The sequence below is a fragment of the Pseudomonas migulae genome, assembly GCF_024169315.1.
In the GTDB taxonomy this organism is placed as follows: Bacteria; Pseudomonadota; Gammaproteobacteria; order Pseudomonadales; family Pseudomonadaceae; genus Aquipseudomonas; species Aquipseudomonas migulae_B.
In genome coordinates, this window is sequence record NZ_JALJWR010000001.1 from 560,493 (window position 1) to 575,470 (window position 14,978).

The 14,978-nt window shown below is 58.8% G+C and carries 10 protein-coding genes; 4 read left to right on the forward strand and 6 right to left on the reverse strand.

The features are described from left to right. Window positions 1-6: 6 nt before the first annotated feature. Entirely contained in the window at window positions 7-837 is an 831-nt protein-coding gene (gene nudC, locus J2Y86_RS02550) for an NAD(+) diphosphatase (RefSeq protein ID WP_253427880.1), read from the forward strand. Here the strand turns inward: nudC and J2Y86_RS02555 are convergent. Together J2Y86_RS02555 and J2Y86_RS02560 are read right to left on the reverse strand one after the other, a co-directional pair. Further along, window positions 805-1,584 (reverse strand): TSUP family transporter, encoded by a 780-nt coding sequence (locus tag J2Y86_RS02555; RefSeq protein ID WP_223434540.1) that lies wholly within the window; start codon window positions 1,582-1,584, stop codon window positions 805-807. The genes nudC and J2Y86_RS02555 overlap by 33 nt on opposite strands. 180 nt (window positions 1,585-1,764) lie before the next feature. Continuing rightward, complete coding sequence (locus tag J2Y86_RS02560; RefSeq protein ID WP_253427881.1) at window positions 1,765-3,003, reverse strand: acyl-CoA dehydrogenase family protein; 1,239 nt, start codon at window positions 3,001-3,003, stop codon at window positions 1,765-1,767. Between the two features lie 344 nt (window positions 3,004-3,347). Between J2Y86_RS02560 and sfnG the strand changes: the two genes are divergently transcribed. After that, window positions 3,348-4,439 (forward strand): dimethylsulfone monooxygenase SfnG, encoded by a 1,092-nt coding sequence (gene sfnG, locus J2Y86_RS02565; RefSeq protein ID WP_253427882.1) that lies wholly within the window; start codon window positions 3,348-3,350, stop codon window positions 4,437-4,439. Window positions 4,440-4,560: 121 nt separating this feature from the next. On the opposite strand, the gene J2Y86_RS02570 is transcribed toward sfnG, so the two are convergent. Both J2Y86_RS02570 and J2Y86_RS02575 read right to left on the reverse strand, forming a co-directional pair. Continuing rightward, a complete protein-coding gene (locus J2Y86_RS02570) occupies window positions 4,561-5,037 on the reverse strand; it encodes a DUF1348 family protein (RefSeq protein WP_008038345.1) in 477 nt (158 codons plus the stop codon). Window positions 5,038-5,093: 56 nt separating this feature from the next. Beyond that, window positions 5,094-5,657, reverse strand: a complete 564-nt coding sequence (locus J2Y86_RS02575) for a TetR/AcrR family transcriptional regulator (protein ID WP_253427883.1) — start codon at window positions 5,655-5,657, stop codon at window positions 5,094-5,096. Window positions 5,658-5,857: 200 nt separating this feature from the next. Here J2Y86_RS02575 and pssA point away from each other — a divergent pair, with 200 nt between their 5' ends. Together pssA and J2Y86_RS02585 are read left to right on the forward strand one after the other, a co-directional pair. Further along, the gene (pssA, locus tag J2Y86_RS02580) at window positions 5,858-7,201 is read left to right on the forward strand and encodes a CDP-diacylglycerol--serine O-phosphatidyltransferase (protein ID WP_253427885.1); all 1,344 of its coding nucleotides are present in this window, start codon (window positions 5,858-5,860) and stop codon (window positions 7,199-7,201) included. A 93-nt stretch (window positions 7,202-7,294) separates the two neighbouring features. Continuing rightward, window positions 7,295-12,754 carry a hypothetical protein gene (locus J2Y86_RS02585; RefSeq protein ID WP_253427887.1) on the forward strand — a complete coding sequence of 1,820 codons (5,460 nt, stop codon included), beginning with the start codon at window positions 7,295-7,297 and terminating at the stop codon, window positions 12,752-12,754. A gap of 60 nt (window positions 12,755-12,814) precedes the next feature. On the opposite strand, the gene efeO is transcribed toward J2Y86_RS02585, so the two are convergent. Further along, on the reverse strand, window positions 12,815-13,639 hold the full coding sequence (gene efeO / locus J2Y86_RS02590) for an iron uptake system protein EfeO (RefSeq protein ID WP_253427889.1): 825 nt from the start codon (window positions 13,637-13,639) through the stop codon (window positions 12,815-12,817). A 25-nt stretch (window positions 13,640-13,664) separates the two neighbouring features. Continuing rightward, complete coding sequence (gene efeB / locus J2Y86_RS02595) at window positions 13,665-14,963, reverse strand: iron uptake transporter deferrochelatase/peroxidase subunit (protein ID WP_253427891.1); 1,299 nt, start codon at window positions 14,961-14,963, stop codon at window positions 13,665-13,667. Window positions 14,964-14,978 lie beyond the last annotated feature (15 nt).

Here is a 14,978-nt window from a genome sequence, read left to right on the forward strand (position 1 = left end):
TGAAAAATGACTTCACGCTGGACCACCGCAGTACTGGACACCGATCAACCGGGCGGCTGGGCCGTTGCGCGCAGCCCGGAAGGCTTTCTGTTCGATGACAATGGCGCGCTGTTCCCGCGCGAATGGCTCAAGCGTCAGGACCTGTCGATTCTTGCCGAACATGGCATAGGCCACCTGGATGACGAGCCGGTGTATCTGCTGGAACTGCGCAGTCACAGCGACGTGCCGGGCTGCAACTGGAAAGGCCTGCGGGCGTTCATGCTCGACGGTGATCACACCGTTTACAAGATGCTGGGTTATGCCGCGCAGATCGGCACCTGGGCCCGCGAGCACCGCTTTTGCGGCAATTGCGGGCAAGCCACCAGGCAAGTCTTCCGTGAACGGGCGATGTACTGCGAACCGTGCGACCTGCGTTATTACCCGCGCATTTCGCCGAGCATGATCGTGCTGATCACCCGTGGCGATGAAGTGCTGCTGGCGCGTTCACCGCGGTTTGTCACCGGGGTCTACAGCACGCTGGCGGGATTCGCCGAACCGGGCGAATCGGCCGAGGACTGCCTGATTCGCGAGGTTCGCGAGGAAGTGCAGATCGAGGTCAAGAACATCCAGTACATGGGCAGCCAGTGCTGGCCGTTTCCGCACTCGATGATGCTCGGCTTTCACGCCGAGTATGCCGGCGGCGAGATTATTTGCCAGGAAGACGAGATCGAGGACGCCCAGTGGTTCAACGTGCACGAGCTGCCGCCGTTGCCGGCGTCACGCTCGATTGCCCGTTACTTGATCGACGTTTATGTGGCGCGGCGTTTAGGCCACGCTGAACCAGTGTTGCCAGGCTAACCGCACGGTCAGGCCCAGCACCACGGTGATGAACACCGGACGAATGAACTTGGCTCCGCCGCTGATGGCGGAGCGGGCGCCGAAAAATGCACCGACCATCACCGACAGGCCCATGCTCAGGCCGATGATCCAGTCCACCTGCCCGGAAAAGATGAACACCGACAGCGCCGCAATGTTGCTGACGAAGTTCATGCTGCGGGCCACGCCGCTGGCCTTCACCAGGTCGATGGGGTACATCAGCAGGCTGCTGACGGTCCAGAACGCGCCCGTGCCGGGGCCGGCCACGCCGTCGTAGAAACCGAGGCTGAAGCCTTGGGTCGATTGCCACTTTTTCTTGATCGGCGCGTTGCTGTCCAGCGGCGCTTTCGGCGTGCCACCAAACAACAGGTACAGGCCGCAGGCGAACACAATCACTGGCAGCATCTTGTTCAGCCATTCGGCGGGCAGGTAATGCGCAACCACCGCACCGGTCAACGCGCCGACCAGCGTGCCGACTATGGCGTGCACCCACTGCCGGGGATGGAACAGCTTGCGCCGGTAGAAGGTGAAGCTGGCGGTGGCCGAGCCGAAGGTCGAACTGAGTTTGTTGGTGCCCAGCACCAGATGCGGTGGCAGGCCGGCGGTCAGCAGCGCCGGGGTGGTCAACAGACCACCGCCGCCGGCAATGGCGTCGATGAAACCGGCAATGAAGGCGACAACGGCCAGAATGGCCAGGGTGGTGAGGTCAACACTGAGTTCGAAAGGCATGGAATCGGCTTATTCGGCGGGGCGCAGGAAAGGGCTGCGGGGAAGGGCCGGTATCTTACCTATATCCAACTTTTGCTGCGACCCATCCGGCCTCTTCGCGGGCAAGCCTCGCTCCTACAGGTCATCACATTCCCCTGTGGGAGCGGGCTTGCCCGCGAAGACTGACTGTCAGGCGCTACATCACTTTGCGGCAGGCCCATTCCCGATCTGCCACACAAACGGCGGCTCAGTCCCGTTAATCGCCCAATCCCCGACAATCCGCGCCTTGTAGATCACCGGATTGTGCGACGACACCGTCCGCGCATTACGCCAATGCCGGTCCAGCGATTTACCCTCGCGAATATCCGAAGCCCCCAATGCATTGAACAGCTCGGTGGTCGCCCGCTGAATCAACTCTGACACCACTACCTGTGCTTTCGCCGATTCGATTTCGGCGGCGACATTTGCCGCTCGTTCCAGCGCGTCATCCCCGGAAAACCGCGCCAGATACGCCCGTTGCGCCGGTTGTGCCGCCCTCAGGGCGCTGGCTTCAGCGGCGTACACCCACGCCGCCACTTCCCCGACCACCTGTTGCACCTGCGCATCCTCACTGGCGCGCGGTGCGTTGCCATGACTGTAAATACGTTTGCGCGCCTGCACCTGATGCGCCACATCACGCAACGCGGCGCGTCCGATCCCGGTGAGGGTGGCGAGCAAGACCAGTTGATAAAACGCCGTCTGGTACTTGAAGCGGGTGGCGAAGTCGATGACGTTCTCGGCGTCCACCTCGGCATCGATAAACCGCGACGTGCCGCTGCCCGTGGTGCGCTGACCGAAACCGTCCCAGTCATCGCTTTGCACGATCCCCGGTTGGCGTGTACGCACCGCCGCGATCACGTCGCCACCGGTGTCACTGCGCTGGGCGTAGACATCGATCCAGTCGGAAAACAGGCTGCCGGTGCTGTAGAACTTCTCACCGTTGAGCCGCCAGCGGTCGCCATGGGGCGAGACTTTGGTGATCACATCGCCGATGGCCACGCTGCCGATTTCCGTCCAGGCACAACCGACAATGTCGCCTTCGACGAAGCGTTTGAACCAGAGATCCCGGGCCGGTCCCGGCGTGGCGTTCAAGCGATCCTCGGCAAACGCGAAATGCCCGCGCAGGGCTTGGGGCACGTTGGAATCGGCTTCGGCCAGTTCAATCAGCAGCTCAAACAACTGCGGCAGGGAGGCGCCGCCACCACCGTATTCGACCGGCACGCGCACCGCGCCGAAACCGGCTTCCTTGAGCCATTGAATCGGTTCGTGAGGCAGGCTGCGCGACTGTTCGCGCTCAACGGCCCCGGCGGCAATACGCTGGAAAATCGGCCGGAATCTCGCGGCCAGCGCTTCATAGTCAGTGCCAATGGACAGTGGATTGATTACCTGGTGTTCGGTCATGGGGGGCAGCTCCTTGGATCGGCAGTAGTGCCGAGGGGGATTGCAGGGACCATGCCGGGCGCTGGCAGCCAGGGTTTGCTGGGGATCGGTATTCCGATGCCGCTTGAACTGTTGCCGTACCAACAGTGCAGCAGCAAATTGCCCTTACACACCCAGAACCCTGTGGGAGCGGGCTTGCCCGCAATGGCGGTATCACATTCAACATATTCGTTGACTGACATTCCGCTATCGCGGGCAAGCCCGCTCCCACAGGGTTCTCGCCAGCCACAAGAGGGTCGTCTCACCCCGCTGGCACGGTTGCTGCTCTCACCCAAGGACATTCCCAATGTCCCGAGGACACGCCAATGAGTCAGCAAGCCGTCAAATTTGCCTACTGGGTGCCGAACGTCAGCGGCGGGCTGGTGGTCAGCAAGATCGAGCAACGCACCCATTGGGGCATCGACTACAACCGCACACTCGCGCAACTGGCCGAGAAAGCGGGATTTGAATATGCCCTGACGCAGATCCGCTTCACCGCCGGCTACGGTGCCGAGTACCAGCATGAATCGGTTGCCTTCAGCCACGCGCTACTGGCGGCCACGACGACGTTGAAAGTGATCGCCGCGATCCTGCCCGGCCCGTGGCAACCGGCGCTGGCCGCCAAGCAACTGGCGACGATCGATCAGCTGACCAACGGCCGGGTGGCGGTGAACATCGTCAGCGGCTGGTTCAAGGGTGAGTTCCAGGCGATCGGCGAACACTGGCTGGAGCACGATGAGCGTTATCGTCGTTCCGAAGAATTCATCCGCTCGCTCAAGGGCATCTGGAGCCAGGACAATTTCACCTTTCGGGGTGACTTCTACCGCTTCGACAACTACAGCCTCAAACCGAAGCCGCTGGGGCAACCGGAGATTTTCCAGGGCGGTAGCTCCCGCGCGGCGCGAGACATGGCGGCACGGGTGTCGGACTGGTACTTCACCAACGGCAATACCCCCGAAGGCATCAAGGCGCAAGTCGACGATATCCGGGCCAAGGCCGCCGCGAACAATCATTCGGTGAAAGTCGGGGTGAACGCGTTTGTGATCGCCCGTGACACCGAGGAAGAGGCGCGCGCCGTGCTGGCGCAGATCATCGATCAGGCCGATCCGGACGCGGTGAATGCCTTTGGCGATGCGGCGAAGCAGGCGGGCAGGGCGTCACCGGAAGGCGAGGGCAACTGGGCCAAGTCGACCTTCGAAGACCTGGTGCAGTACAACGACGGCTTCAAGACCAACCTGATCGGCACACCGCTGCAGATTGCCGAACGGATAGTGGCGTTGAAAGCGGTGGGCGTGGATTTGGTGCTGGCGGGGTTTCTGCATTTTCAGGAGGAGGTGGAATATTTCGGCAAACGGGTGTTGCCGTTGGTGCGGGAGCTGGAGGCCAAGGCCTTGGTAAAACAGGCCGCAGTCGCCTGAACACCACAAAAACCTGTGGGAGCGGGCTTGCCCGCGAAGAGGCCATCAGCGTCAACATGTGCGTTGACTGATACGCCGCTTTCGCGAGCAAGCCCGCTCCCACATTTTGATTTAGGTGAGCTTACAGACCCAGATCGGACAGGCTCGGATGATCATCCGGCCGACGACCCAGCGGCCAGTGGAACTTGCGGTCGCTTTCCTTGATCGGCATGTCGTTGATGCAGGCGAACCGGTTGGCCATCAAACCGTTTTCGTCGAACTCCCAGTTTTCGTTGCCGTAGGAACGGAACCAGTTGCCCGAGTCGTCGTGCCATTCATAGGCGTAACGCACGGCGATGCGGTTGCCGGTGAACGCCCAGAGCTCCTTGATCAGCCGATAGTCCAGTTCCTTGGCCCATTTGCGGGTCAGGAACCCTTTGGCTTCTTCACGGTTGTAGGCGAACTCGGCGCGGTTACGCCATTTGGTGTCCAGGGTGTACGCCAGGGACACACGTTCCGCGTCACGAGAGTTCCAGCCGTCTTCGGCCAGGCGAACTTTCTCGATGGCCGATTCACGGGTAAAGGGCGGCAATGGCGGACGAACTTCTGCGTTAGACATTTAAAGTCTCCCTATAAAATTAAAGTTCAAGCAAGTTGTCGGGCTTGTTTAAAGTGTTACAGGTCCAATAACTTTCGCGCCATGCATTGCGCATTATCGGCGGCACTGTGATCACCCATGACAAGCGCCACGGTAATGGCACCGTCGATCAGGATCAGCAGCTGTCTGGCCAGCGTCTCCGGGTCTTTGGCGCCATGTTCGGTGCAGAGCTCGCGCACGTAGTCGAGCAGCTTCTGTTTGTGTTCTTTGGCCACCAGGCGAACCGGGTCTTGCGGGTCGCCGGTTTCACCACTGGTGTTGATGAAGGCACAGCCACGAAAGCCTTCCGAGTCAAACCAGGCCCTGAGCACGGTAAACAGGTTGAGCAGCCGATCGGCCGGGGTTTCGGCCTGGTCGACGGCGGTCCTGTACCAGTGCATCCAACGCACATCGCGTCGTTGCAGGGCGGCGACGGTCAGCTCCTCCTTGTTGGCGAAGTAGCGGTAAATGCTTTTTCTGGAGACGCCGGCGGTTTTCACCAGAAGATCCATGCCGGTGGCAGCGATGCCACTCTTGTAGATCAACTTTTCGGTGACATCCAGAATGATGTCGCGTGTGTCGTTGCTAGTGATTTCGTTCATGCGGCTACAGTAGAACGATCGTTCTCCTTGGTCAATTGTTATTTTTCGCGACCATGAAATTGCCTTCGCGGGCAAGCCTCGCTCCTACAGTTGATCGCATTCCCTTGTAGGAGCGAGGCTTGCCCGCGAAGAGGCCAAGACCCAAACCCATCCATGGTGTAAGCTCTCAAACTCTCCGGATTCGACCCATTGCGAGCCCTATGCCGTCGCTTTTCAAACGCTCTCTGCTGCCCAAACTGCGCAGTTTTCCGCTGACCGCCGATGCCGTCACCATCCTCTCTGGCGCTGCCGAGTTCCGTCGTTGCCTGCTGGAAAAAATCGCCACGGCGACCCGGCGCATCTATATCGTCGCGCTGTACCTGCAACAGGATGAAGCCGGCCAGGAAATTCTCGATGCCTTGCACGCCGCCAAACTGGCGCATCCGGAACTGGACGTGGTGGTGGTCGTCGACTGGTTGCGCGCCCAGCGCGGCTTGATCGGTGCCGGCAAGCAGCCGGGCAACTCGGCGTGGTATCAGGAAACAACGCGCACCCACCAAAGCGTTGTGCCGGTGTACGGCGTGCCGGTGCAGACCCGCGAGCTGTTCGGCGTGCTGCATTTGAAAGGCTTCGTGATTGATGACTGCGTGATCTACAGCGGCGCGAGTCTCAACAACGTCTACCTGCACAAGTTCGACAAATACCGCTACGACCGTTATCACCTGCTGCAGAACAGCGCGCTGGCCGATTCGATGCAGCACCTGGTCCAGCATGGGCTGGTCGCCTCGAAAGCGGTGCACCGCCTCGATCTGCCGAACCTGCCGACCACCCGCAGCCTGCGCAACGACATTGGCGACCTGCGCAGCCGCCTCAAGCACGCCGCGTACGACACCACGACGGGCAGTACGGCCAAGGATGGTCTGTCGGTCAGCCCGTTGCTCGGGGTGGGCAAGAACAACCCGTTGAGCCGGGTGATTTGCGAATTGATCGCCAGCGCCCAGCATCAACTGACGATCTGCACGCCGTACTTCAACCTGCCGTTGGCGGTGACCCGGGAAATCAACCGGGCGCTGGCGCGAGGTGTGAAGATCGACATCGTGGTCGGCGACAAAACCGCCAATGACTTCTACATCCCGCCGAGCGAGCCGTTCAAGGTAATCGCGGCGCTACCATACCTCTACGAAATCAGCCTGCGCCGCTTCGCCAAGCGCCATCACCGCGGCGTCGAAAGCGGTCAGTTGAACCTGCACCTGTGGAAGGACGGCGATCACACCTATCACCTCAAAGGCATGTGGATCGATCAGCGTTATACCTTGCTGACCGGCAACAACCTCAACCCGCGAGCGTTCCGTCTCGACCTGGAAAACGCATTGCTGATCGATGATCCGAAAGGGGAATTGCTGGCGCCGCGTCGCAGTGAGCTGGCGGAGATTTTCCAGCACACCACGCGCATCGAGCGGTATCAGGATCTGGAAACCCTGCCGGATTACCCGGCGGCGGTGGCCAAGTTTCTCAAGCGAGTGAGTCGGGTGCGGATCGAGCGGTTGCTTTATCGCATTCTGTAAAGGAAATCTGCAGGGCAGAGCGTTTTTTTAAAGATCTTTTTTGACCCGGTCTTTTAGGCTGCGGTCGTGCATTCCTGCAAAAAGGACTTTAAGTTGAACGTAAAACCTGCCCCGACAAACACCACCCGTTCGGCCAATCCAGATCATTCAACTCCGAATACCGGGGCGCCAACCAGGTTGGCCGCGCAGGTTTCCGGCACCGCAAGCAGCTCGCAACGCCCCGGTTTTCCTGTCAGCGTCCCTGGGCCCGGCGTCGCTGCTGCAAACAATAACGCCGTCGAGATCCCGCTGTATTACCCCAGGGAAAAACGCGATGGGGACTGTATTGATGATCTGAATTCCTTTAGCGAAGCCTGGGGGGCTGCTTATGAGCATTTGACCACCCAGACTCTGACGGAGCGGGAAGTACTCGATATTCTGAAAAGCGGCATCTTGCACAGAAAAGTCGGCAGGAACCTGGAGCACGTATTCGTCGAGGCAATAATGCGCTCTCTGCAAACCAAGGGCGATTTGCCTGTGTTGCAGCTGCGCGAGATCGTGGAGGTTGTTTGCCATTTTCCGCATGACCGCTGGGCCGACACGCTTGGCGAACATCTCGGTTTCCATCAGGGCGAGGACGGCCAAGGCGTTGCTGGATTCATACAGTCCCAACTGACCGAATCGCATAAGGAAAGGGACAAGAAAATTGCCAAGGGGCAATTGTTGACGAGCGCTCAATGGCAGTGTCTTTGCGAAATTATTGAAGCCAGTCCGCCATGGATGAATGACCGCCTGGGACAGCTGTTGGATGAGGAAGGGCCCAACAGGCCTGAGGTGGACCTTGAGGACATCGCCCACCTCAGACCGTCGCCGGACACCGCATGCCTTCTAATGAGCAAGTGTTTGCAGGTCTTGAATCAACGCGCAGCAAACGACGAAGTGCCGGCCGGCTACGAAAGCAGCATTCATCAACTGATCCGGTGCATCGTAGAAAAAAAAGACCCGATAGTAGCGGCTCAACGTACCGTTCGAGACGCGGTAAGTTTCGAGTTTCTCAAACCCTTCAAACCGCAAACTCATCTGGTCATTCACGTCGGTGGGGATAGCAAACGCGATGTAGATTTTCCGTTGTTGAAGGTTCTGCAGGAGATCGAACGTAAATCCGATTTCCACGATTCCGTCGATACCCGTGCACCCGGCGTACCGAAAGGATTTGTGCCCAGAATCATGTATGCACTCAACTGCGTCGAGAACATCAGGCAACTGCCGGGGCCAGCGATGGATCCTGGCCTGCGAGTCATGCCTCGCGCTACGGTCACGACCACGCCACCCGCAGAGCAACCCAGACACGAAAGCGCTGCGTTCGCCCCTGGATTCATTGAGCAACTCGAAGAGCTGGCTGGTCAGGTCGATACTCTTTTGACGGGCGTCACGCACTTTCTCACCGGATGGAACCCTGTGGCAGCCGAGGATATAGCCGATCCCCGCACGCTGCTCAACGAGCTCGAAAACAAAGCCAATGAATTGAATGTTGCAGAGCTGGAGCATCAGCAGAGCACCGTCGAGACATGGGCCGTCAGTCTCGGGGAATGGCTACAGGGAACAGCCGGATTCCTCGCGGCTGCAAGCCTGGCGACCGTAAACACTGCGGCCGGCGTGGTCCAGCAAAACCCACGCGCAACCGCAACGGTCGCGATAGCCGCAGTGTATGCCGTTGTCCTTGAGTTTTATAACCAATGGTTCCCCGAGGGACCGCCTGACAGCTCGCACTTCGTCAAGGAAGCCGATTCCAGGCTGCACGGACAAATTGTCAATGACGTGGAATCGTCCCTGAACGAGATGCCTGCGATAGCCCGGGCTATCCGGGAGCGGCTCGTCAAGTCCAGCTACGAGGATCCACACCAGGATCCTTTGCTGGTGTCGGATGTAGCCCATCTGCTGGAGCAGCCGGTGCCATGGAACAAGAACATCACCGGCAGTGAATTGATCGTCGAGGGTGTCGAACACATCCGAAATGATTTTGTTCAACACCACCGCGACCTTGTCTCATCCAAAACTGATGAGGGCACGACAGAGCCGATCCGGTTACAACGCTTGAAACGTGCCGCCGAGTGGACGCTGGAAACATTGAATGATTCGGGCGCGCTCTCAACCGCAGATAAACAGCTGCAAAATGACGTTATCGCAGTGATGAAGTCCGGTCGAAACACCCTTGTGTCGGTCCCTGCCGGGACGCTGCTCCACTCATCCGTCGAATTGTACAAGCAAGCCCTGAACGACCCGGCGCTTCTGGAGTTCTTCACTGCCAAAGGCCTCTCCTTGTCAACGCTGCGCATTCATCACAACCGGGTGACAGGCACCGTCACCGAAAACGGTGAAACCACGACCCGTGCGTTTAGTCTGTGGGATGACTCGGGGTGGTGGCCGGCGGCAAAGCCACTGGTGTCGGTCCTGACATTACTCGACCCCGACGATTTCGGGTTGTGTCAGGTGAGTACTGAGTCGAACGCCATTCCTTGCGATGTGATCCTCAGGTTTTACGGGGTAGAACCACCATCCACTCCAGCGAGCGAAAGTGTCCTCGCGAACCAATTGGAGACATCGGGTTGGCCCGAGTTTTCTACGGGTAAAAAGGCGCGCCTGGAAAATGCGATCGAACAGGTCAAACAGGTTGCGGAAGAGGCCGAGGAACGTGCGAAGTTGGTCACTGCCCTCGAACTGGCAGTGACGAACAAGGCCGATAGCGCGATCGTTAACTTGTCGCAAACCATGGCTGATTTTGTCAGCAGCCCACTTGTGCAGGCCAGCGAGGAAATACGCCATCATCTGAATGATTTTCTGGTGTTGCCGGCCATGATTGAGCTTTGCCAGGCTCGGAACATTGACTGCAGCGCATTCCCTGCCAGGGTCTCTGAGCGAAAAATCCAGGTTTTCTCCGAGAGCAGGTGGGTTGACCTGACTGGCGCTGTGAACGCTCAGCCTGCATTGAAGGCAGAACTCGACAAGTTGTTCGAACAGACTAAAAAAACCGGCGGGGCGCTACGTAGCAGCCCCTCTTTTGACCTGCTGCAGATCATCCGTTTCAAGGGTTTTGATGCACCCAAAAATGCCGGTGAAGTCCGCAACATCATTGGCTGGCTGGCCACGTCAATACCGCCAGCCCCACCGTCAGGCAATTATGGGGCCGATTTGCTGGCGGATAATCCTGCGTCTGTCACGCTTTCAAGTGCTGAAAAGACCCAGATCATCGAGCTGTCCAAAGGACTTCAGGACGGTTCTCCGTCAATTATCCAGGCGTTGGGTGTTCATCTGCCCCTCGGTCTCTCAGTCGAATACCTGCGAGCCCATGCCGACCGACTGCTTGGTGAAATGCTCGAGACCAATAAAGCTGACTCATGGGGACGGCAATTGGTCGAAAAGCTCAACTGGTATGGCGCCACCGAAGGACAAACGGCTTCCGTGGAGCACTACCATCAGCTCCTGTGCACGGCGATAAAACTGAATGTTGATCCCGATGTGCCTGGCAAACTGGGCAACATTGCCGGTTACGATGTTTACCAGCCGAACAACAGAGGGCGTGAACTCGGTGCGATACGTGCCGATATCGAAAATCATTTGATCAATGACAAGGGGGTCAGCGCGCAGACTGCGCCATTGGTGGCTCACTTGTTCCTGGCCGACGTTGCTCCGGAATTTCTAGTGGCTGGCGGTAACGATAACGTGCTGATGGGAACCGTCAACTGGATGACGTTGCGTTTGGGCGTTGCCATCGCGGAAGCAACGGATCAAGGCTGTTCCCGTGTAATGACCGATGAACAGCTCATGGCGCTTGCTGTGCTTGATCCAGTCACCGAGGAAAACCGCCTGTTATTCCAGAGCCTCGGTGTCGACATACTGGTGGCATGGGGTGTCATGAACGGCGTTGTTCGACAGAGGCAGACGTCAGACTACTCCCCCGGTGATTATGAACGCGCCGCCAACATGTTCGCCAGGCAGCGCGCGGAGATTGCCAAATCACTCCAGGCCTTTTCCCGGCCACTGCCAGCGCGCAGGGAACTGGCCATCCTTGAGCTACGCAAGGTATTTCCAGGTGCAAGTGATCGCGAACTAGAGGGGATGAAACTCTGGTCAAACGCTGTGAGTGCCGCGTGGAACCTCGAGGCAACCAAAGGGACCACCCACGATCTGGTCGAGGTGTACATGAGTGGTGACTTGAACCCAACAGATTGGTGGCAGCCGAACCGGGGGGGGATGACGAGTGAGGAGTGGGCAAGAAGAATACAGACCTTGCCAGACATGAACACGCTTTTAACGGCCTCCGTGGACAGCTATTTCGCCGATTTCTCAGAGGGGTTTATCGCTCCAACCAAACTGATGTTTGCCGAGTTGCCTTTGGAAGACCGCCAATCTCTAGAGCTCGGTAGCGTTGAACTGTTCACCTTGCGAGCAGAAACCGGGAAGATTAAAGAGGATGAAACACCCGAGCATCGGGCGGCAGTTCGTGGCGGATATGGCACGCTGATACGCAGTGAATACCATGGCAAAATCAGTTACTTCGAAGTGTTCCCGGCACAGCTGAAAATCGTCAAACGTTCGGACTTGCCCGATAAGCTGCCGCTGAACGGCGAGATGAAAATCGAAAAAGCCAGAGTCAGTAGAAATTCGCCAAGCAATATCCGCGTTCAGCGAGGCACTGAGTTGCCCTTCGATTTCCAGGCTTATACAACCGGGTCCGCACCGAGAACCCATATCAGGTCACCCCAATTGATCATCGAAAAATTGGGCAACAACTTTCCCGCTACACCCTTGGTGGGCACGGATGAAACGACATACGTTCCCCCTGGCTATTTCTCACCCAAGCTGGCCAGGATCGTCAGCGCCGTGATCCACGATAATTTTTTGCAGGGGCAAAAGGCAGTTTTGTTCGATCGCGCCAAAGGACTCACCCCCCGCGATGAGCAGAACCAATTCTGGAAAAATTTGAAAGCCTATGCTCTGCAACTGATTCCCTTCGTCGGCTGTGCCAGCGACTTGAGCTCCGGGACGCGCATGGGCTTGATCAATGGCGCATTCGGGTGTTTTACCGATGCGGTATCTGGCCTTTTCGCATTGGTCGGTGGTGCGGGTAAAGCAGCGAGCGTACTCAACTCTGATTCACCGTTCAAAGTGAAGGCCTTTGAGTTCATGAAAACTGGCGTGGGTACCGCCAATTCGCTAATCAACCCAGCGAGCGGGTTGCTTGATCTCCTCGGGGGCACTGCAAGAGGAGTGCGAAGCTTTGGCAAGATGCTGACCAGCCGAGTATTCGAGATCACCCAAAACGGTTTAGGTCGACTGCAAACCGGGGTCGATCAAATCAGGTGCTTTCTCGGAGGAGCCGCCATGGAAGCGGGGAAAAAAATGCCCGCGTGGATGAATGCTGAGCACAAACTTGTCAACGGAGTGAACCGGGGCACTAACAGCACGGCCATATTTCAGAGCAACAAATGGTTTGGCGTGGATAGCCGCGGAAAACCTGTCGGACCGGCACTTTTGGGTTTTACTCCCCGGAATCCAAAACTCCAACCACGTTAGTCTACCTGGGCGCTTCGCGGGCAAGGCCTGCTCGCGAAGCATCCTCCCTGAGACTGAACCTCAGTTCAGCCCCAATTTTCCACGCAACGTCGACAGATCCTCAGCCAACGTATTCACCGGCCCAACCAGTGCTTTACGGTCGCTGTCTTTCACCTTGTCGTAAGTCTCAAAACCCCCATCCTTGGTCTTGTACTTGGCCAGTGTCTTGTTCACCGTCGCAAAGTTCTTATCGACCTTGGCAATGAACGCTGCGTCCTGCTTCTCGATCTGCGGACGGAACAGGTCGACGATTTTCTTCGCGCCGTCGATGTTGCCCTGGAAGTCATACAGGTCGGTGTGGCTGTAGCGATCTTCCTCGCCGGAGATCTTCGTCGCCGCGACTTCTTCCAGCAACGCCGCCGCGCCGCCCACCACTTTCTCCGGCGGGAAGGTCAGACCGGCGACGCGGGTTTGCAGGTCCTTGACGTCTTTGTTCAAACCATCGGCCAGTTCGCCCAGGCCCTTGGTGCTTTTCTCGGAGAACAACGAATATTCGATGCGGTGGAAACCGGTGAAATCTTCAGCCTTCACACCTTTTTCGTGGTCGTCGACACGGGAGTCGATGGACGCGTCGAGGTCACTGAACAGCTCGGCGATCGGCTCGATCGATTCGTAGTAAACCCGGGTCGGCGCGTAGAGTTTTTGCGCGGTGGCGAGGTCGCCTTTCTTCACGGCGTCGGTGAATTTCTGAGTGTGGCTGGCCAGTTCGTCCAGTTGCTCTGTGACGTAGATCTTGTAGTCCGAGATCGGCCCCACCAGTTCCAGCGGCGCCGTCGCCGCGAAAGCCGAAAACGGGGTGTTGAGCAAACCAAGGGTCAGCAGTAACGCGAGTGGCGACTTGTTCATGGGACGGTTCCGTGTGGGGGGTTGGTTATGCGGTTGTTTTTGGGGAGGCAGCGTCAAGCAGCGAGCGACCGATGAAATCCCGGTCGCCCGTCACGCCCGGCAGGGTGAAGAAGTACCCGCCACCGACCGGCTTGAGGTATTCCTCGAGCGGTTCGCCGTTGAGGCGGGTTTGCACGGCGATGAAGCCTTTTTCCAGGTCGGCCTGGTAGCAGATGAACAACAGGCCCATGTCCAACTGACCGTTCTTGTTCACGCCGTTGGAGTAGTTGAACGGCCGGCGCAGGATCAGGTTGGCCTGGCTCGCGGCAGTGCGCGGGTTGGCCAGACGGATGTGCGCGTCGAGTTTGGTCAGCTTGCCTTCCGGGTCCTTGGCGTAGTCCGGGACTTCGGTTTCATGGGTGCCGCCCATGGGCGCGCCGGTGCTTTTGATCCGGCCGAGGATGCTTTCCTGTTCCTGCAGCGGCGTCCGGTCCCAGCGTTCGACGAAATTGCGGATGATCCGCACCGCCTGATAGCTGCCATTCGCCGCCCACGCCGGTTCGTCGCTGCCGGGCCGGACCCAGACGATGCTGTCCATGGCCTTGGCGTCGTTGGAGTCGGGGTTGGCCGAGCCGTCGCGGAAACCCAGGAAATTGCGTGCACTCTGCGCCGGCACACCGGGTTTCGCCGGCGCTTGCGGCGGCACGCTGCCTTCCTGCTTCCAGCGCACCAGCAGCAGGTCCGGCAGGTTCTTCACGATGTCGCGCAGGGCGTGGATGTTGGTGTCGGTGGTGTTGGCGCAGAACTGCAGGCTCAGGTCGCCATGGCAGCAATCGGCTTCCAGCGCATCGTTGGGGAAACCGACCATGCGGCTCAGTCGTTTCGGTTTGGCGTTCGCCAGGCCGAAGCGCTCGTCGAATAACGATTCGCCGACCGACACGGTGATGGTCAGGTTATCCGGCGTGACCACTGGGCCAAGAATCCCCGAATCCACCGGTGGTAGTTTCGGATCGACCTGCGCCACCGGGCCACCCTGCATCAGGAATGCGATGCGCTCATTGAGCGTGCGGAACAGCCGCTCCAGGTCTCCGCGGTCGCTGGCCAACACATCAAACGACACCAGCATGCCGGACGCCGGGCGCGGGGTGACGATGCCGCTCTGGTGCCGGCCGTGGAAGTCGTGGCGGTCCTCGGTCTTGTCGCTGCTCGGCGCTTCGGTGACTTGCGCGGGGCTGGCGGCCATGGCCGGGCAACTCAAGGCCGACCCGGCCAGGGCTACGCCGGCGGCGCCCATGCCCATCAATACCCTGCGCCGCTGAAGGTTGAAGTGTTCTGAATCATTCATCTGAAGTTCGTCTTC

Excerpts from the sequence above, each read along its gene's own strand:
- nudC (WP_253427880.1), top strand. The coding sequence starts at position 7 with ATGACTTCACGCTGGACCACCGCAGTACTGGACACCGATCAACCGGGC.
- J2Y86_RS02555 (WP_223434540.1), bottom strand. The coding sequence starts at position 1,584 with ATGCCTTTCGAACTCAGTGTTGACCTCACCACCCTGGCCATTCTGGCC.
- J2Y86_RS02560 (WP_253427881.1), bottom strand. The coding sequence starts at position 3,003 with ATGACCGAACACCAGGTAATCAATCCACTGTCCATTGGCACTGACTAT.
- sfnG (WP_253427882.1), top strand. The coding sequence starts at position 3,348 with ATGAGTCAGCAAGCCGTCAAATTTGCCTACTGGGTGCCGAACGTCAGC.
- J2Y86_RS02570 (WP_008038345.1), bottom strand. The coding sequence starts at position 5,037 with ATGTCTAACGCAGAAGTTCGTCCGCCATTGCCGCCCTTTACCCGTGAA.
- J2Y86_RS02575 (WP_253427883.1), bottom strand. The coding sequence starts at position 5,657 with ATGAACGAAATCACTAGCAACGACACACGCGACATCATTCTGGATGTC.
- pssA (WP_253427885.1), top strand. The coding sequence starts at position 5,858 with ATGCCGTCGCTTTTCAAACGCTCTCTGCTGCCCAAACTGCGCAGTTTT.
- efeO (WP_253427889.1), bottom strand. The coding sequence starts at position 13,639 with ATGAACAAGTCGCCACTCGCGTTACTGCTGACCCTTGGTTTGCTCAAC.
- efeB (WP_253427891.1), bottom strand. The coding sequence starts at position 14,963 with ATGAATGATTCAGAACACTTCAACCTTCAGCGGCGCAGGGTATTGATG.